The organism is Stenotrophomonas sp. RG-453 (genome assembly GCF_033843685.1).
In the GTDB taxonomy this organism is placed as follows: Bacteria; Pseudomonadota; Gammaproteobacteria; order Xanthomonadales; family Xanthomonadaceae; genus Stenotrophomonas; species Stenotrophomonas bentonitica_A.
The window spans coordinates 145,812-162,933 of sequence record NZ_JAMYED010000008.1; the positions used below are offsets into that span (position 1 = coordinate 145,812).

Consider the following 17,122-nt stretch of genomic DNA (forward strand, 5'->3'; position numbering starts at 1 on the left):
CGGGTACTGCCGTTGAATCAGAACTTGTAGCGCACGCCGAGCAGGAACTGGCGGCCGGTTTCGGTGTACTGCAGCGGCAGCCGACCGGTGGCCGGCGAGTAGACCCACTCGTCGGAAGCTTCGTTGGTCAGGTTGATGCCTTCCAGGCTCAGTTCGAGCTGGTCGCTGATCGTGTAGCGGATCGAGGCATCGATGACGGTGGTGCCGGTCATGCCGTGGTAACCGTCGAGGTTGAAGCCGGCTTCCGTACCCGGTGCCTGGGTCAGGTAGTCATCGCGGTTGGTCGCCGAGACACGGCCGGAGAAGACCTTGCCTTCGTAGAACAGCGTGGCGTTCCAGGACGACTTGGACAGGCCGGTCAGGTCGGTCTTCATCACCGGCTGGCCGGCCGCGTTGAGGTACTGGATCTGCGATTCCACCCAGGTGTAGTTCAACTGCACGCCCAGGTTGGACCACTTGCCCGGCAGGAAGGTGAACGGCTGGGTGTAGTTGGCTTCCACGCCGTGCAGTTCACCGCCCGGGGTGTTGACCGGGCGGCTGTAGGTGAAGTCGTCGGCGGGCGAGGCACCGGTGCCGATCAGCAGCGAGGCGGGCAGGCCGCTGTCGGAGTACGGACGCACTTCGCGGGTGGTCTGCACGAAGCTCTCGATGTCCTTGTAGAACAGCCCGATGCCGGCCATCGCGCCTTCGGCGAAGTACCACTCGAAGCCGAGGTCGACGTTGGTCGCGCGGATCGGCTCCAGGTCCGGGTTGCCGCTGGAGATGGTGCGCGCACCACCGGCCACGGCCACCGTTGCGCCCGGCGTCAGGCTGCCCAGGCCCGGGCGGCTCATCACCTTGGCCGCGCCGAGGCGGATCAGGAAGTCCGGGGTGACTTCAGCCACCAGGTTGAACGAGGGCAGGGTGTCGTTGTAGGTGCGGTTCTCGGTGGTGGAGACCGTACCGGTGGCCAGCGTGGACAGGCCGGTGGAGCTCTGCTTGGTGCGCACGTAGCGTACACCCACGTTGCCCGACAGCGGCAGGCTGCCCAGTTCGGTGGAGAACTCGCCCATCAGGTAGGCACCACGGTCCTTCTCTTCGACGCTGCGCACGTTGTTGGCGCGCGGGGCGACGGCGAAGATGCCGCTGTTGCTGTAGATGTCGAACTGGTCGGCAATCGCGTTCAGGTCCGGCACCACCCAGTTGGACGGGCTGCCGTTGATGCCCTTCAGGCCGGCCTGCTCGGTCATGTCCACCGGCACGATCTTGGTGCCATCGGCGAAGTTGGGCACGGCCAGTTCGCTGGCACGGCGCAGCTCGGTGGTCTTGAAGGTGTAGTCCTTGGCCAGCACGCCGCCCTTCAGGCGGAAGCCCGGGCTGATGTTCCAGTTGAAGTCGAGCTGGCCGGTATCGAAGTCATTGTCCACGTACTGCGGGCGCAGGCGGATTTCTGCCAGTTCCCAGCCCGCCGGGTTGGTCGGGTCGATGCCGTAGTTCAGCGTCGGGAACCGGCTGTTGCCCCGGTAGTCGTAGCTGTAATTGTCGACGTCGTACTTGTCCATGATGATCGTGGTCTGCACCGGGTTCTCGTGCTTGGAGCGCGAGATGCCGACCTTGCCGGACAGGGTGAAGTCATCACCGAAGCGGTGCTGGCCGTTCAGGCTGAGCTGCTTGAACTCGGTGCTCCACTCGTCATGGCGGTTTTCGGTGCGGATGTCGACGTTGTCGAACTCGCCGTAGACCAGTGCGTTGTTCTCGATCGCGCCGTTCTTGACGATCATCGCCGGCTTGCCGACCAGGCGCGGCGTGGTGCTGGTGCCACGGCTGAAGGAGATCGCTTCGATGTAGTGTTCGTCGCGGGTCGCATCGATCTTGGAATACAGTGCATCCAGCGAGAATTCGGTGGCATCGCTCGGCTTCCACTGCAGGGTGCCGGTCACGCCCAGGCGCTTCTGCTCATGCTCCATCTGCACGTAGCGCGGGAAGCGCGGGTGGTAGACGTCGGCCGAACGGGCGGCGGCGAACGGCGAGGCCGCATTGAAGTTGCCGTTGCTCGGGCCGTTGGCCCAGCGGCCGGTGTTGGAGCCCTCTTCCAGCGCCTGGCGCTCGGAATAGGCCACCGACAACAAGGCACCGAAGGTGCCGTCGGCAAAGGTGTTGGAGATCAGCGCGGCCATGCGCGGGTCGGCCTTTTCGGCCATCGCGTTGTAGCCGGCCTGGCCGCTGGCGGCGAAGGTGAAGCCGTCATAGTCGAACGGGCGCGCGGTGCGCAGGTCGACCGTGGCCCCCAGCGAGCCTTCCTCGACGTCCGCCGAGGCGGTCTTGCGCACCATCAACTGCGAGAACAGGTCCGAGGCGAACACGTTGAAATCGAAGCCACGGCCACGGTTGGTGCCGCCGCTCTGGTCGCCGGCGCCGACGGTGGTCAGCGCTTCCATGCCGTTGATGCGCACGCGGGTGAAGTCCGGGCCCAGGCCGCGCACCGAGATGTTGCGGCCTTCGCCGGCCTCACGGGTGATGACCACGCCGGGAATGCGCTGCAGCGACTCGGCCAGGTTCAGATCCGGGAACTTGCCGATATCCTCGGCGACGATGGCATCGACCACGCCGGCTTCGCCGCGCTTGATGTCCAGCGCCTTCTCGACACTGGCGCGGTAGCCGGTGACGGTGACGGTATCCAGGTCGGTGGGGTTGGTGCCCGCATCCTGGGCCAGCGCGGTACCACTCAGCGCCAGGCCGATCGACAATGCGAGCAAGGTAACCGGTGTCTTTTTCTGCGTGTTCTGGACTTGCATGTTTTCCCTCTCCCAAGGTGCTACATGAAACAGCTATCCAACGACATGTCAGTGCAATGACACCGCTGGTCAGGGCGGACGTTAACAGCCCGTTACTGATCCGGCATCTTGCACCGCAGCAGACTTTCAATGTCCCGCAGACGCTTGCAGGACAATGGTTCCGACATTCGGGACAGGTGGACGGGGCGGCGTCCATCGCTAGAATGACACCGCTAGCCATTGCTGCTGGGCGTCCTTGCGGCGTCTGCGGCCCTCACAAGGATCCAAGACCATGAGTCGTGTTGTCTGTTTCGGAGAGTTGTTGCTGCGCATGAGCGCCCCCGGCCGGGAGCTGTTGCTGCAGAGCCCGCAGCTGGCCGTGCACGCCGGGGGTGCGGAGGCCAATGTCGGTGTCTCTCTGGCCCATCTGGGGCATGCAGTGGCCGCGGTCAGCACGGTGCCGGCCAACCCGCTGGGCGAGTACGCCGTGGGCGAGCTGCGCCGCCACGGCGTGGACACCACCGCCGTGCGGCGCACCGACGGCCGGATGGGCCTGTACTTCCTGACCACCGGCGCCGTGCAGCGTGCCAGTGAAGTGGTCTACGACCGCGCCGATTCGGCCTTCGCCAACAGCAGTCCCGCCGACTACGACTGGGACACGCTGCTGGCCGGCGCCGACTGGCTGCACCTGTCCGGGGTCAGCCCGGCGCTCAACCCGGCGATGGCCCAGGCCACGCTGGCCGCAGCCCGTGCGGCGTGCGCGCGCGGCGTGAAGGTGTCCTTCGACGGCAACTTCCGCCCGTCGCTGTGGGCGCGCTGGCAGGGCGATGCGCCTGGCATCCTGCGCGAATTGTTCGCCTGCGCCGATCTCGTCTTCGCTGACTACCGCGATATCGGCGTGGTGCTCGGGGGTGCGTTCGAGCAGGCCGATGTGCGTGAGCGCGTCGATGCGGCCGCGGCGCAGGCCTTCGCCGCGTTCCCGCGGTTGCAGTGGATGGCCTGCACCCAGCGCACCCCGCACAGCGTGGACAACCATGCACTCGGGGCGATGCTGATCGGCCGTGATGGCACCCGCGCGGTGGCGCCAACCCGCGAAATGATCGGCATCGTGGACCGCATCGGCGGCGGTGATGCCTTCGCCGCCGGCATCCTGCATGGCATGATGCGCGGCTTCGCGCCGGACGCGATCGTGCGTTTCGGCCTCGCCGCAGGCTGCCTGAAGCATTCCATCCCCGGCGATTTCAACCCTGTCAGCGAGGCTGACGTCATGGCCCTCACGGGCGAGGAGCGATTCGATGTCCGGCGCTGATCCGCGCGTACGCGCAGTCCTGAAACTGGCCCCGGTGATTCCGGTGTTCACCCCGGAAAATGTCGAGGATGCGGTCGAGGTCGCGCGTGCCCTGTTCAACGGCGGCCTGCCGGTGATCGAAGTGACGCTGCGCACGCCGATGGCGATGGAGGCGATCCAGGCGATGGTCGAGGCCGTGCCCGATGCCGTGGTCGGCGCCGGTACCGTGTTGACCGCCGCGCAGATGGAGAAGGTCAAGCAGGTGGGCGGGCGCTTTGCGGTATCGCCGGGCGCGACCCCGCGCCTGTACGCCGCCGCGCGCGATACCGATCTGCCGTTCCTGCCGGGCGTGGCGACCTCGTCGGAGCTGATGCTCGGCCTGGAGCAGGGCCTGGATACCTTCAAGTTCTTCCCGGCGGTGCAGGCCGGCGGCGCGGCCATGCTGTCGGCATGGAACGGCCCGTTCGGCGATGTGCGGTTCTGCCCGACCGGCGGCATCAGCGCGCAGACCGCGCGCGATTTCCTGCATCTGCCCAACGTGCTGTGCGTGGGCGGTTCGTGGCTCACCACGCGGGCGCTGCTGCAGGCCAGGGACTGGGCCGGCATCGAGCAGCTCGCGCGCGATTCGGCCGCGCTGGTCGGCTGAGCCCGCACGGCCTGCCGCCTCAGTGGCGGCGGGCCGTCGCCCCGACGCGGCGATACAGGGTGCTGCGACTGATGCCCAGCGCGCGCGCGGCCTGGGCGACATTGCCATGGCTGGCGCGCAGCGCATCGCGCATGGCGGTTTCGGTCATCGCCTCCAGCCCCTCTGCCGTGGATGGCATCACCGCTGCGTGCACCCTGTGCAGATAGGCCGGCAGCATCCCATGCAGGATCACCTCGCCCGGATCGCTCAGCGCCACCAGCGTGCGCAGGCACGAGCACAACTGCCGCACATTGCCTGGCCAGGCATACCCGGCCAGCGCCTCCAGCGCGGCGGACTCCAGTTGCCGGCCCTGGCCAAGGCGTTGCCACAGGCCCTGCACCAGCGCCGTACGGTCGCCATGCTCGCGCAGCGCCGGCAGGCGCACGCTGTGATCGGCGATGCGGTAGTAGAGATCGCTGCGGAAATCACCGGCGGCCATTGCCTGGTCCAGATCGCGGTGGGTGGCGCAGATCAGGGCGAAATCCAGCTGCACCGGCTTGCCGCCGCCCAGCGGTGACAGCGTGCGCTCCTGCAGCACGCGCAGCAGCCGCGGCTGCAGCGCCAGCGGCATGTCGCCGATCTCATCGAGGAACAGCACCCCGCCCTGGGCCTGGCGCAGCAGGCCGGTGTTGCCGCTCTTGCGCGCGCCGGTGAAGGCACCTTCCTCGTAGCCGAACAGCTCGGCTTCGATCAGGCCTTCCGGCAGCGCCGCACAGTTGACCGCCACGAACGGCTTGTCGGCACGCGTACTGCGCCGGTGCAGCTCACGTGCGAAGACTTCCTTGCCGGTACCGGTCTCCCCCTGCAGCAGCACCGGCAGCTGCGCATCCAGCACGCGGCAGGCGCGCTCGAGCACCTGCTGCTGGGCCGCATCGAACAGCGGCGTGGCGTCCACCCGCACCGCAGCTGCGGCGGCGCGCGCGGGTGCCGCGGGGGTCGGCCGCGCGGGCAGTGGCGAGCGTACCGTGGCGCCACCGGACGGGCTCACGTGGCCATACAGCGCGCGTCCCTGGCGGTCGACCAGCGCGCCATCATCGTGCAGCCGCGACAGCGGGCCATCGAACAACGCCTCGTAGGGCGCCCTGCCGATGTCGCCGTGGTCCAGGCCGAACAGGGCCAGCCCGGCACGGTTGGCGGCCACCAGGCGGCCATTGCGGAAGCCCAGCACGCCTTCGCGCGCGGTGCCGAGCAGCCCGGCGTCGTGATGCAGGCGGACCACCTCGCAGTCGCCCAGCCCTGCCTCGAAGTAACGGTGTTCGATGTGCGCCACCGCCTGCCGCGCCAGGACGCGGGCATGCAGGTGCTGCTGGCGCGCATCGCCGGAGATATCCAGTACCCCCACGCGCTGCCCGTAGGGATCGAAGATCGGCGTCGCCGAACAGGTCAGGATCGCGTGCGGGGCAAAGTAGTGCTCACCGCCACGCACCTCCACCGAGCGACCTTCCACGATGGCGGTGCCGATCGCATTGGTGCCCACCGTGGTTTCATCCCAGCGCACGCCTGGCATCAACGCCACCCGCCCGGCCTTGTCGAGGAAACCCGGGTTGCCCTCCGCATCCAGGATCCAGCCGGCTTCGTCGGTGAGCAGCGCGATGCTGCCGGTCGCGGCGATGTCGGCGGCCAGGCCATCCAGCTCCGGCCGCGCCAACCGCCACAGTGTTTCCTGGCGCTGACGCAGCTCGCGCAGGCGGGCGTCCGGCAGCGGTTCGACCTCCGGCTGTGCATCCACCGAGAGCCCGCCGCGCTGGCAGCGCTGCCACGACTGCAGGATGGTGTCGGGCACGATGCCGACCGGCGCCGCGCCGCGCTCGAAAAAGGAGCGTCGCGCATTGCCGACACGGTGCTGGAGCGGGAGCTGGGACACCTGGATTCTCCAGTGTCGCAATCTGCGACAGTTGTAGCGGGGCCTGTTCCGATAAACACCACACCCGGCGTTACCGTGCAATGACCGGCGGTGGTGCACCGCACCAGTTTCCGCGGGCCTCCCCAATCGGTGCGCCGGGTGAGGCCATGTCGCACCGCACCACGTCGAACCTGGCATCGTCCTTGCGCCATGGAACAGACCCTTACCGGGCCTGTCCACCGCCATCCGGAGATGCACCCATGAATGCCGTCACGTCCGCCAAGCCGCACGCCACCGACCCGCAGTCCATCTTCAAGCCGCGCTACGGCAATTACATCGGCGGGGAGTGGGTGGCGCCGCGCAGCGGTCAGTATTTCGACAACACCACGCCGGTGACCGGCAAGGTGTTCACCGAGGTCGCCCGCTCCAACGCCGAGGACATCGAAGAGGCGCTGGACGCCGCCCACGCGGCCAAGACCGCCTGGGGCCAGACCTCGACCACCGAGCGCGCCAACATCCTCAACCGGATCGCCGACCGCATCGAAGAAAATCTCGAGCTGCTCGCCCATGCCGAGACCTGGGACAACGGCAAGCCGATCCGCGAAACGCTCAACGCCGACATCCCGCTGATGGCCGACCACTTCCGCTACTTCGCCGGGGCGGTGCGCGCGCAGGAAGGCAGCCTGTCGGAGATCGACAAGGACACCATCGCCTACCACTTCCACGAGCCGCTCGGCGTGGTCGGGCAGATCATCCCGTGGAATTTCCCGATGCTGATGGCCGCCTGGAAGCTGGCCCCGGCCCTGGCCGCCGGCAACTGCGTGGTGCTCAAGCCGGCCGAGCAGACCCCGGCTTCGATCCTGGTGCTGATGGAGGTGATCGGCGATCTGCTGCCCAAGGGCGTGCTCAACGTGGTCAATGGCTTCGGTGTGGAGGCGGGCAAGCCGCTGGCGTCCAACCCGCGCATCGCCAAGATCGCCTTCACCGGCGAGACCACCACCGGCCGGCTGATCATGCAGTACGCCAGCCAGAACCTGATCCCGGTGACGCTGGAGCTGGGCGGCAAATCCCCGAACATCTTCTTCGCCGATGTCATGGCCGAGGACGACGACTTCCTCGACAAGGCCATCGAAGGCTTCGTGCTGTTCGCCTTCAACCAGGGCGAGGTGTGTACCTGCCCGTCGCGCGCGCTGATACAGGAATCGATCTACGAGAAATTCATGGAACGCGCGCTCAAGCGCGTGGCCGCGATCAAGCAGGGCAATCCGCTCGATCCCAACACCATGGTCGGTGCGCAGGCCTCCTCCGAGCAGTTGGAGAAAATCCTCTCCTACTTCGACATCGGCAAGCAGGAGGGTGCCGAAGTGTTGATCGGCGGTGAGCAGGCCAAGCTGGACGGCGACCTGGCCGGCGGCTTCTACGTGAAGCCCACCGTGTTCAAGGGCCACAACAAGATGCGCGTGTTCCAGGAAGAAATCTTCGGGCCGGTGGTCTCGGTGACCACGTTCAAGACCGAGGAGGAAGCGCTGGAGCTCGCCAACGACACCCTGTACGGCCTCGGCGCCGGCGTGTGGAGCCGCGATGCGTCGCGCCTGTACCGCATGGGCCGTGGCATCCAGGCCGGGCGCGTGTGGACCAACTGCTACCACGCCTATCCGGCACATGCCGCGTTCGGCGGCTACAAGCAGTCGGGCATCGGCCGCGAGAACCACAAGATGATGCTCGACCACTACCAGCAGACCAAGAACCTGCTGGTCAGCTATTCGCCCAAGAAGCTGGGCTTCTTCTGAGCCCGCGTCGGGCTTGATCCCGATCAAGGCGCCGGCATGCGGCCGGCGCCACAGTGCTGTCATTGGCAATCCACGGAGATCCACGCATGAACAAGACCATGAAGGCCGCTGTCGTCCGCGAATTCGGAAAGCCGTTGCGCATCGAGGAGGTCGAGGTGCCGCGTCCGGGGCCCGGCGACATCCTGGTGAAGATCGAAGCCTGTGGCGTGTGCCACACCGACCTGCATGCGGTGGACGGTGACTGGCCGGTCAAGCCCAACCCGCCCTTCATTCCCGGCCATGAAGGGGTCGGCCACGTGGTTGCGGTGGGTGCGGGTGTCAGCCACATCCGCGAGGGCGACCGCGTCGGCATCCCGTGGCTGTATTCGGCGTGCGGCTACTGCGAGCACTGCCTGGGCGGCTGGGAAACCCTGTGCGAAGCGCAGCAGAACACCGGCTACTCGGTGAACGGTGGCTTCGCCGAATATGCGCTGGCCAATGCAGCCTATGTCGGCCTGCTGCCGAAGGGCGTGGGCTTCATCGAGGTCGCGCCGATCCTGTGTGCCGGCGTCACCGTCTACAAAGGCCTGAAGGTCACCGATACCAAGCCCGGCCAGTGGGTGGTGATCTCCGGCATCGGCGGGCTCGGCCACATGGCCGTGCAGTACGCCAAGGCGATGGGCCTGAACGTGGCCGCGGTGGATATCGATGACGGCAAGCTGGCGCTGGCCGAGCGGTTGGGCGCGACGATCACCGTCAACGCGCGCAATACCGATCCGGCCGCGTTCCTGAAGAAGGAGATCGGCGGCGCGCACGGCGCACTGGTCACCGCGGTCTCGCCGAAGGCCTTCGAGCAGGCACTGGGCATGGTCCGCCGGGGCGGTACGGTCTCGTTGAACGGCCTGCCGCCGGGCAACTTCCCGCTGGACATCTTCGGCATGGTGCTCAACGGCATCACCGTGCGTGGGTCGATCGTCGGCACCCGCCTGGACCTGCAGGAATCGCTGGAATTCGCCGAGCAGGGCAAGGTCGCCGCGACGGTCACCAGCGATTCGCTGGAGAACATCAACGACATCTTCGCGCGCATGCACGCAGGCAAGATCGAAGGCCGCGTGGTGCTCGACATGAACGCGTAGAACACACGGCGCGCTGCCGATGTACCTCGGCAGCGCCTGTTCCACGGTAGTGCCGGCCTCGCTGGCCGGCTCCCGGAGAATCCCGACCATGCCCGACCTCCCGCTCCAGGTAATGGCCACGCTCCCGGCCCTGCAGCTGATCGAGACATTGCAGGCCCGCCATGGCGACCTGCTGTTCCATCAGTCCGGTGGCTGCTGCGACGGCTCCTCGCCGATGTGTTTTGCCCAGGGCGATTTCATCGTGGGCGACCGCGACGTGCAGCTCGGCGAGATCGGCGGCGCCCCGTTCTACATCAGCCCGTCGCAGTTCGCGTACTGGAAGCACACCCAGCTGATCATCGACGTGGTGCCTGGCCGGGGCGGCATGTTCTCGCTGGAGAACGGCGAGGGCGTGCGCTTCCTGGTCCGCTCACGGCTGTTCAGTGATGACGAGTTCGCCCAGCTCAAGGCAGCCGGCCGGGTCTGAAACACGCCGCGGCAACCCGTCCATAATGGCGACTCCCCCGCCGTGACGCCCCTGCCATGCCTGTGTGGTCCGCCCTGAAGAATCCACTGCTGTCCGTACTGGCTGTCGTGTTCGCGTTCGCGGTGATGGTGCTGGTCAACAGCCTCGGTTCGTGGCTGGTGCCGTTGCTGCGCATTCCGCCGGGCGGCGAGCCGCAGCTGGCCTGGGACCTGGCCTGGACGATCCTCAGCGGCATCACCGCAATCGCCTTTGCCAGCCGTTATGCGCCCATCTGGCCGCGTGTGCACGGCGGCGTGGTGTGGGCGGTGATCGCGGCCGCATCGATCTACACCGCGTGGGATTTCGGCAGCGATTTCCCGTTCTGGTTCGTGGTGATCCTGCTGGTCTCGCTGCCGGTGCAGGCATTCGTGGGCCTGTGGGTAGGCACGCGGTTCCGGCCAGCGCGCGCCTGATCAGCTGCCGGGCAGCACCTGCTTCACCTGCTTCATGCCTTCCCACGGGTCCTGCTTCAGCCGCTCCGCGCGCTGCAGTGCTTTCGCCATCGGGAAGGCGTCCGGCGCCGCGATGCGGCCCAGCTCTTCCCAGCGCAGCGGCACCGCCACGCCGGCTCCGGGCCGCGCCCGCAGCGACCACGAGCTCACGCTGGTGGCGCCGCGCGCATTGCGCAGCCAGTCGATGAAGATCACCCCGTCGCGCTTGGCCTTGCTCATCGTCGCCACATAGCGATCCGGTGCCTGGGTGGACATGGCCTGCGCAAACGCCTCGCAGAAGTCCTTGGCCTGCGCCCAGTCGGCCTTGGGCTGCAGCGGCACCACCACGTGCACGCCCTTGCCGCCGGAGAGCCGGACGAAGCTCTCCAGCCCGGCTTCCTGCAGGCGCGCGCGCACGTCGCGTGCGGCGGCCTTTATCTGCGTCCAGTTCACGCCTTCGCCGGGATCCAGATCGAACACCAACCGGTCCGGATGTTCGGGGTCCTCGACGGTGGCGCCCCAGGGATGCAGCTCCAGGGTGTTCATCTGCACCAGCTGCAGCAGACCCTCCACGTCCTCGATGTAGAGGTAGTCTTCGCGCCCGCTCTTCTGCTCCAGCGGGATCGCCTTGACCGCGCCACTCAGGCCGGTGCCATGGTGTTTCTGGAAGAAGCAGGGCTTGTCCACCCCGTCCGGGCAGCGCAGCACCGACAGCGGGCGGTGCGCCACCTCGGGCAGGATCCAGCGCGCCATGCGGCGGTAGTAGTCGGCCACCTCGCCCTTGGTGATCTTCGCCTTGGCGAACACCACGCGCTCGGGATGGCTGATCGTCACGGTGCTCTCGTCCTGCGCGGCCGTAGCTGCCTTCTTTCGCCCGCGCGTTCCGGCCGGGGTGGCGGAGGCCGCGGTACTGGAGACGATAGGGGAGACGGCAGTAGCTGTGGCGCCCAGATCCTTGGCGTGTTTGTCCTCGCGCAGCCGCTTGAAGCTGGCCTGGCGCAGCAACCCTTCCTTGGCCCATCCACGGAACGCGACCTCCGCCACCAGCACCGGCTTCACCCAGTGCACGCTGCGTGCGGTGAACGGCACATGCGCAGGCAGCTCGACCACTGCGTCCTTCACCGTCAGCGGGGTCAGCTGCCTGGTCAGCGCGCGCAGCGCGGCATCGTCGAAGCCCGTGCCGACGCGGCCGACATAGCGCAGCCCGCGCTTGTCCGGGGTGGCCATCAGCAGCGAGCCGAAGCCACTGCGCGATCCCTTCGGTTCGGTATAGCCGACGATGAGGAACTCATCGGTGTTCTCGTGCTTGATCTTGATCCAGTCGCGCGAGCGCGCGTTGACGTAGGGCGCGTCGATCCGCTTGCTGATGATGCCTTCGAAGCCGGCCTCGCCACTGGCGGCAAACACCGCCGGGCCGTGGTCGCGCACGTGGTCGCTGTAGGCCAGGGTGCCCGGCGTGGCGCCCAGCAGGTCCTTGAGCAGGGCCTTGCGCGCCAGCAGTGGCACCCGGCTGACATCCACCCCGGCGATGCCGGGCATGTCGAACACCACATAGCGCAGCGGCTGTTTGGCGGTGCCATCGATGACCTTCTGCAATGCAGTGAAGTCACTGCGGCCCTGCGCATCCAGCACCACCAGCTCACCGTCCAGGCGCAGATCGCGCACCGGCAGCCGCTCGATCGCCTGCACCACCTCGGGAAAATCGTCGGTCCAGTTCAGCCCGCCACGCGAGCGCAGCGACACCACGCCATCGCGCACATCGACCAGCAGGCGATAGCCATCCCATTTGATCTCGTGCAGCCACTGCTCGCCGTCCGGTGCGGTGGCACGGTGATCGGTCAGCTGGGGCTTGAAGTCGTGCGGGTAGGGCGTTGTGCGAGCGCCCTGCAGGGCCAGCGCGCGCTTGGACCAGCGCGCGTCGGCCTTGCGTTCGGCCTTGCGTGCGGGGCCACCTGTCGCGGCCTTGGCCGGCGCGGTCTTCCTTGCCGGGGCAGCTTTGCTGGCGTTGGCAGCGGCAACCTTCTTCGCGCTCGTGCGCTTGGCTGCCTTCGGCGCCCCCTTCAACAGATCATCAGCCTCCATATCCCTGGCCTCCTCGTCATCGCGTTTGATCAGCAACCACTGGTGCTGCTTGCCCTTCATCGCGGTGCGCACCAGTTTCCACCCGCCCTTGAGCCGTTCACCGTGCAGGACGAAGTCCACCTTGCCGGCCGCGATCGCCTCCAGCGGATCGCCATCGCAGGCCCAGGTGCCGTGGTCGTAGACGTCCACATGCCCGGCGCCGTAATGGCCGCTGGGGATATCGCCGGCAAACGTCGCGTAGGACAGCGGGTGATCTTCAACCTCCACCGCGAGCCGTTTTTCACCAACGCGCAGCGAGGGGCCTTTCGGCACCGCCCAGCTCTTGAGCACGCCGTCGGCTTCCAGCCGGAAGTCGTAATGGCGCGAGCTGGCGTGGTGCAGCTGCACCACGAAGATCGGTCGCCGCGCCGGCGCGCCGCGGCGCTCGGCATCCGGCTCGGGGGTGCCATCGAAGCGGCGTTTGCGGCGGTATTCCTGCAGGGACACGTCGGCTTACCCGGCTTTGCGCGCGGGCGCGCGCTTGGTGGTTTTCTTGGTCGCCTTGCCTGCTGTCTTGGTCGCCTTTTTGGCCGCAGCGGGTTTGGCGACCTTCGCCGTGGCCTTCTTCGCCGCTGACTTTTTGGCGGCCGGCGTGCGCTTCTTGGCATCCAGGCTCTTCTGCAGCAACGACATGAAGTCGACCACATTGGTCGCATCGTCCTCGCGCGGGGCCGGCTCTTCCTCCACCTTGGTGGTGCCACCCTTGGCCTTGATCCGCTTTTTCAGCAGCGTGTGCAGGCGCTCGCGGAATTCATCGTGGTACTCATCCGGCTTCCATTCGCCGGACATGGAGGCGATCAACTGCTCGGCCATCGCCGTTTCTTTGCTGTTGATGCGGTACTCGGCGAGGCTGCCGCTGGGCAGCTTGTACTCGTCCGGGTCGACCAGTTCCTGTGGATAACGCAGGATCATCAGCACCAGCGCGTCGCCGTGCGGCATCACCGCGCACAGGTACTCGCGGGTGCGCACCACGACCCGCGCGATGCCGACCTTGCCGGTGCTGCGCAACGTTTCGCGCAGCAGCACGTAGCCTTTCTCGGCTTTCTTGGCGGGCACCAGCAGGTAGGGCTTCTCGTAGTAGCGCGGATCGATCGTGCCGGCATCGACGAAGGTCTCCACCTCCACCGCTTCATGACTTTCCGGCGCGGCCGAGCGGATGTCGTCTTCTTCCAATACGACGTAGCTGCCCTTGTCGTACTCGTAGGCTTTGACGATATCCTTCCACGGCACTTCTTCGCCGGTATCCGCGTTGACGCGCTCGAAGCGGATCGGTTTGCGGTCGCGCGAATCCAGCATCCGGAAGTGCAGATCCACATTGCGTTCGCCGGACATCAGCGACACCGGGACATTGAGCAGCCCGAATGACAGCGTGCCGGTCCAGATCGGTCGGGCCATGGTGGCGCCACTCCAACACTTCAGGGAGGGCAGCTGTACCGCGCAGCACGTGAAACGCCTGTGTCCGGCCTGTGCAGGCCGTGGCTGCACGCCCGCGGTTACTGCAGCAGGCCGTGCACCGCCGCCGCCGGCATGTGGTCCAGCGCCAGCCAGGCATCCTCGACCACCGCCCGTGCCTGGTGCCAGCCCAGCCGCGACTGGCCGCGCATCTGTTCCCAGTGCTCGGCCAGCTCGCCGTCGGTGTCATCGGCGCCGCGCGGCCAGTCGGCGTAATGCGTGGTCAGGGCGAAGGCATAGGCCGGGTACAGGTCGCGCCAGCTGCGGCGCCCCTGGCTGCGGCGCTGCTCGTAGTCACTGCGCATGTACTGCAGGTAGTCCTGGGCGACCGCCTGCGCGTCTTCGGCGCGGTCGCGGCGCGCGCGGCGCCCGCTCCGTTCCGGCTGCAGGTAGGCGTTGAACAACGCGGGTGCGGCACGGCGGTCCAGGCGGGGCATGACACGACTCCGACAGCGGTGGGGGAGGCAGGAATAGACCCGCCGCCGTTATCCAGCCGTGACAGATTCGTTGACGCACCGGGATTCGCAGCGACTTCACCCGCCGCGCGCTGTAGTGGGCTGCACAGCAACTGGAGAACTCCCATGCCCCGCGATCCCCTGCGCGACGCCACCGCCCCGGTCCCCGGCGAGCAGCGCGCCAAACATGACAACCAGGACGCCGAAGACCGCGGCGCCGGCATGTCCGTGCCCGATGACGCACCCGATCACCTGCCGGTGGCGGTCACGCCGGATCCGGTCCCGCGCGACCGCAAGGATTCGGCGGCCGGCGAGAAAGGCCCGGCCGGTCATCATCGCCGCGAGGATGAATACCAGCGCCGCCAGCGCAAGGAACACGCCAGCGACAACCAGGACGAGGCGCTGGAAGAGACCTTCCCGGCCAGCGACCCGACCTCACCGTTCGTGCCGGCCAAGCCGCCCAGGTAAGCCGCTCCGATCAGGGCGCCCACTGCCACTGCAGGCCCACGTTGTAGCGGCGGTCCGGGCCGGGTTCGAAGAAGCGCTGGTTGCCGTCGTTGACGATCACCGAGCCGATGTAGCGCTGGTCCAGCGCATTGTCGATCCGCGCGAAGGCCCGCAGCGTGCCCTGCGCGGTGGTCCAGCGCCGCGACACCTCCAGGTTCAACAGGGCATAGCCCGGCGCGCTGTCGGTGGCCACATCGTTGACCACGGTGTCGCTGGAGGCCACCACCTCGGCGGCCCACTGCCACGGGCCCGGGCGGTACTGCACCCGCGCGTTCCACTGCTGCCTGGGTACGCCCGGCAGGCGTGAGCCGGCCGCCACCGTGTTGCAGCCAGCGGCCGCGCACAGCGCATACGGGTCGCGCACGGTGGCCTCGATCCAGGTGTAGGCCAGCGTGAGATCCGCCTGCGCACCCAGCGGCTGTACATAGCTGGCCTCCGCGCCCTGGCGGCGGGTCCGGCCGATGTTGCGGTAGGTACTGCGGCCGCCGCTGTTGCTCGCCACCGCCAGCTCGTCATCGGTATCGGCGCGGAACAGCGCAGCCTCGACCTGTGCGCCACTCTGGCCGTGCCACTTGCTGCCCACTTCCAGGTTGCGGCTACGGGCCGCCGAGAGATCCAGCGCCAGCCCGGCCTGGCCATCGGCGCGGTAGCCCAGCTCGTTGAAGGTCGGGGTCTCGAAGCCACGCCCGGCCGACGCGTACAGCCGCCAGGCATCGCTGGCGCGGAACACCACGCCGGCCACCGGCGTGGTCGCTTCGTAGCGACGCGATCCGCTGTCGTCCGGATTGCCGGCGGTGATGTAGTGGTCGTTGGAGCGGAAGCGGACGGTGCTGTGGCGCACACCGAGCAGCAACGACCAGCGCGGTGCCCACTGCCACCACGCCTGCGCGAACTGGTCCACGTTCTCGACCCGGTCGCTCTGGTCGCGGCGCAGGCGGCCCTTGATACCGACCTGATCACCCACGAAGTTCTCGTAACCGCGGCGATCCTGCTGCTGACGGTCGGCATTGGCACCGATCACCACATCCAACGGGCGGCCGGCCCAGTCACCGTGCCACGCCCAGCGCGCGTCCAGGCCGCCATAGGCCCCGTCCAGATTGATCACCCCGCCGGCGTGCAGCGGGTTGGCCTGCGGCCCCGGTGGGATCGCCAGGTACTGCTCCACGCTGCGCTGGCCGGCATAGCCCATCGCACGCCAGGTCTGCGCGCCCTCCGTTCGGGTGAAGACCAGCCCGGCCTGGGCCTGGCGCACGGATTTGCGGGTGTTGTACTGGGTAGCCACCGCGGTCGCCTGACGCGGGTTCTCGCGCACCTGGGCGCGGGTGAGGCCGAGCGGATCCTGTGCGTCGGGCGCATCGAAGTAGTTCAGGACCAGATCCAGCTGGCCGCCGCCGACATCGGTGCCCAGCCGGGCGTTGACCGACTCGCGCCGGGCCTGGCTGTGATCGCGCCAACCGTCGGTGCGGAAGTGGTTGGCGGCCACGTTGTAGCGGATCGGCCCCTGCACGCCGCGCAGCTGGGCGCCGGCGCTGACAGTGTTGTCGCTGCCGGTATCCAGCCGCAGGCGCCACGGGTCGCCTTCGGCACCGTCCGCGCTCCACACCTGGACCACGCCACCGGAGGAGTTGCCGTACAGCGCCGAGAACGGCCCGCGCAGCACCTCCACGCGCTGCGCCGAAAGCAGGCTGGCGTGGGAGAGCTGGCCCTGGCCGTCGGGCATGGTGGCCGGCACACCGTCCACCAGCACGCGCACGCCGCGCACGCCGAAGGTCGAACGCGCGCCGAAGCCGCGGATCGAGAGCTGGGTGTCCTGCGCGTAGTTCTGACGATCGCGTGCGACTACCCCGGGGATGCCGTTGAGCGCCTCGGAGAGCTGGGCCAGCGGGCCGGTACGGTCTTCATCCACCCAGACCGTGGTCAGCGAGGCGGGCAGGTCGATATCGGCCACCTGCGCCACGCGCGCAGCCTGGACCTGGACCGTGGGCAGCCGCTCGATCGGGGCGGTGGGAGCGGGGGTGTTCTGGGCCTGCGCCAGCGACGGCAGCAACACGGCCGAGGCCAGCGCCCAATGGCGGGCCAGCGGGGTAAGACGGAGCATGCGGGGCGGGATCCTCGGTAAATGGGCGTGCCGCACGCCATGGTACGGAAGATGACGTGACGACGGCCTCGGCGCCCTT

13 protein-coding genes are annotated in these 17,122 nt (G+C 67.9%); 7 read left to right on the forward strand and 6 right to left on the reverse strand.

Translation table 11 applies throughout. The features are described 5' to 3' along the window. Positions 1 to 17 precede the first annotated feature (17 nt). On the reverse strand, positions 18 to 2,774 hold the full coding sequence (locus NJD74_RS16025; RefSeq protein ID WP_070472762.1) for a TonB-dependent receptor: 2,757 nt from the start codon (positions 2,772 to 2,774) through the stop codon (positions 18 to 20). Between the two features lie 271 nt (positions 2,775 to 3,045). On the opposite strand from NJD74_RS16025, the gene NJD74_RS16030 reads away from it, so the two are divergent. Both NJD74_RS16030 and eda read left to right on the forward strand, forming a co-directional pair. Further along, positions 3,046 to 4,062 (forward strand): sugar kinase, encoded by a 1,017-nt coding sequence (locus NJD74_RS16030; protein ID WP_083298789.1) that lies wholly within the window; start codon positions 3,046 to 3,048, stop codon positions 4,060 to 4,062. Next, positions 4,049 to 4,687: a bifunctional 4-hydroxy-2-oxoglutarate aldolase/2-dehydro-3-deoxy-phosphogluconate aldolase gene (gene eda / locus NJD74_RS16035; RefSeq protein WP_019184076.1), complete on the forward strand. Its 639-nt coding sequence runs from the start codon at positions 4,049 to 4,051 to the stop codon at positions 4,685 to 4,687. Before NJD74_RS16030 ends, eda begins: the two co-directional genes overlap by 14 nt. Positions 4,688 to 4,706: 19 nt before the next feature. On the opposite strand, the gene NJD74_RS16040 is transcribed toward eda, so the two are convergent. Further along, the gene (locus NJD74_RS16040) at positions 4,707 to 6,590 is read right to left on the reverse strand and encodes a sigma-54-dependent Fis family transcriptional regulator (RefSeq protein WP_102788780.1); all 1,884 of its coding nucleotides are present in this window, start codon (positions 6,588 to 6,590) and stop codon (positions 4,707 to 4,709) included. A 239-nt stretch (positions 6,591 to 6,829) separates the two neighbouring features. Between NJD74_RS16040 and adh the strand changes: the two genes are divergently transcribed. The 4 genes from adh to NJD74_RS16060 all read left to right on the forward strand — a co-directional run bounded on the left by adh (position 6,830) and on the right by NJD74_RS16060 (position 10,392). After that, positions 6,830 to 8,359 carry an aldehyde dehydrogenase gene (gene adh, locus NJD74_RS16045; RefSeq protein WP_319624564.1) on the forward strand — a complete coding sequence of 510 codons (1,530 nt, stop codon included), beginning with the start codon at positions 6,830 to 6,832 and terminating at the stop codon, positions 8,357 to 8,359. An 86-nt stretch (positions 8,360 to 8,445) separates the two neighbouring features. After that, positions 8,446 to 9,474 (forward strand): alcohol dehydrogenase AdhP, encoded by a 1,029-nt coding sequence (gene adhP, locus NJD74_RS16050; RefSeq protein ID WP_019184073.1) that lies wholly within the window; start codon positions 8,446 to 8,448, stop codon positions 9,472 to 9,474. 88 nt (positions 9,475 to 9,562) lie between these two features. Further along, positions 9,563 to 9,940 (forward strand): DUF779 domain-containing protein, encoded by a 378-nt coding sequence (locus NJD74_RS16055; protein WP_102788778.1) that lies wholly within the window; start codon positions 9,563 to 9,565, stop codon positions 9,938 to 9,940. A gap of 56 nt (positions 9,941 to 9,996) precedes the next feature. Then, on the forward strand, positions 9,997 to 10,392 hold the full coding sequence (locus NJD74_RS16060; RefSeq protein WP_319624565.1) for a hypothetical protein: 396 nt from the start codon (positions 9,997 to 9,999) through the stop codon (positions 10,390 to 10,392). Here NJD74_RS16060 and ligD read toward each other — a convergent pair whose 3' ends face one another. From ligD to NJD74_RS16075, 3 genes are all read right to left on the reverse strand, one after another. Then, a complete protein-coding gene (gene ligD, locus NJD74_RS16065; RefSeq protein WP_102788776.1) occupies positions 10,393 to 12,978 on the reverse strand; it encodes a DNA ligase D in 2,586 nt (861 codons plus the stop codon). A 6-nt stretch (positions 12,979 to 12,984) separates the two neighbouring features. Next, positions 12,985 to 13,926: a Ku protein gene (locus NJD74_RS16070; protein ID WP_102788775.1), complete on the reverse strand. Its 942-nt coding sequence runs from the start codon at positions 13,924 to 13,926 to the stop codon at positions 12,985 to 12,987. A 98-nt stretch (positions 13,927 to 14,024) separates the two neighbouring features. Continuing rightward, the gene (locus NJD74_RS16075) at positions 14,025 to 14,420 is read right to left on the reverse strand and encodes a hypothetical protein (protein WP_019184068.1); all 396 of its coding nucleotides are present in this window, start codon (positions 14,418 to 14,420) and stop codon (positions 14,025 to 14,027) included. A gap of 144 nt (positions 14,421 to 14,564) precedes the next feature. Between NJD74_RS16075 and NJD74_RS16080 the strand changes: the two genes are divergently transcribed. Continuing rightward, positions 14,565 to 14,906 carry a hypothetical protein gene (locus NJD74_RS16080; RefSeq protein ID WP_102788774.1) on the forward strand — a complete coding sequence of 114 codons (342 nt, stop codon included), beginning with the start codon at positions 14,565 to 14,567 and terminating at the stop codon, positions 14,904 to 14,906. Between the two features lie 10 nt (positions 14,907 to 14,916). On the opposite strand, the gene NJD74_RS16085 is transcribed toward NJD74_RS16080, so the two are convergent. After that, positions 14,917 to 17,043, reverse strand: a complete 2,127-nt coding sequence (locus NJD74_RS16085; protein WP_319624566.1) for a TonB-dependent receptor — start codon at positions 17,041 to 17,043, stop codon at positions 14,917 to 14,919. Positions 17,044 to 17,122 lie beyond the last annotated feature (79 nt).

Bases quoted from the DNA above. Each gene is read 5' to 3' on its own strand.
- NJD74_RS16080 (WP_102788774.1), top strand. From the start codon at position 14,565: ATGCCCCGCGATCCCCTGCGCGACGCCACCGCCCCGGTCCCCGGCGAG.
- NJD74_RS16025 (WP_070472762.1), bottom strand. From the start codon at position 2,774: ATGCAAGTCCAGAACACGCAGAAAAAGACACCGGTTACCTTGCTCGCA.
- NJD74_RS16075 (WP_019184068.1), bottom strand. From the start codon at position 14,420: ATGCCCCGCCTGGACCGCCGTGCCGCACCCGCGTTGTTCAACGCCTAC.
- NJD74_RS16085 (WP_319624566.1), bottom strand. From the start codon at position 17,043: ATGCTCCGTCTTACCCCGCTGGCCCGCCATTGGGCGCTGGCCTCGGCC.
- adh (WP_319624564.1), top strand. From the start codon at position 6,830: ATGAATGCCGTCACGTCCGCCAAGCCGCACGCCACCGACCCGCAGTCC.
- NJD74_RS16030 (WP_083298789.1), top strand. From the start codon at position 3,046: ATGAGTCGTGTTGTCTGTTTCGGAGAGTTGTTGCTGCGCATGAGCGCC.
- NJD74_RS16070 (WP_102788775.1), bottom strand. From the start codon at position 13,926: ATGGCCCGACCGATCTGGACCGGCACGCTGTCATTCGGGCTGCTCAAT.
- NJD74_RS16060 (WP_319624565.1), top strand. From the start codon at position 9,997: ATGCCTGTGTGGTCCGCCCTGAAGAATCCACTGCTGTCCGTACTGGCT.
- eda (WP_019184076.1), top strand. From the start codon at position 4,049: ATGTCCGGCGCTGATCCGCGCGTACGCGCAGTCCTGAAACTGGCCCCG.
- NJD74_RS16055 (WP_102788778.1), top strand. From the start codon at position 9,563: ATGCCCGACCTCCCGCTCCAGGTAATGGCCACGCTCCCGGCCCTGCAG.
- adhP (WP_019184073.1), top strand. From the start codon at position 8,446: ATGAACAAGACCATGAAGGCCGCTGTCGTCCGCGAATTCGGAAAGCCG.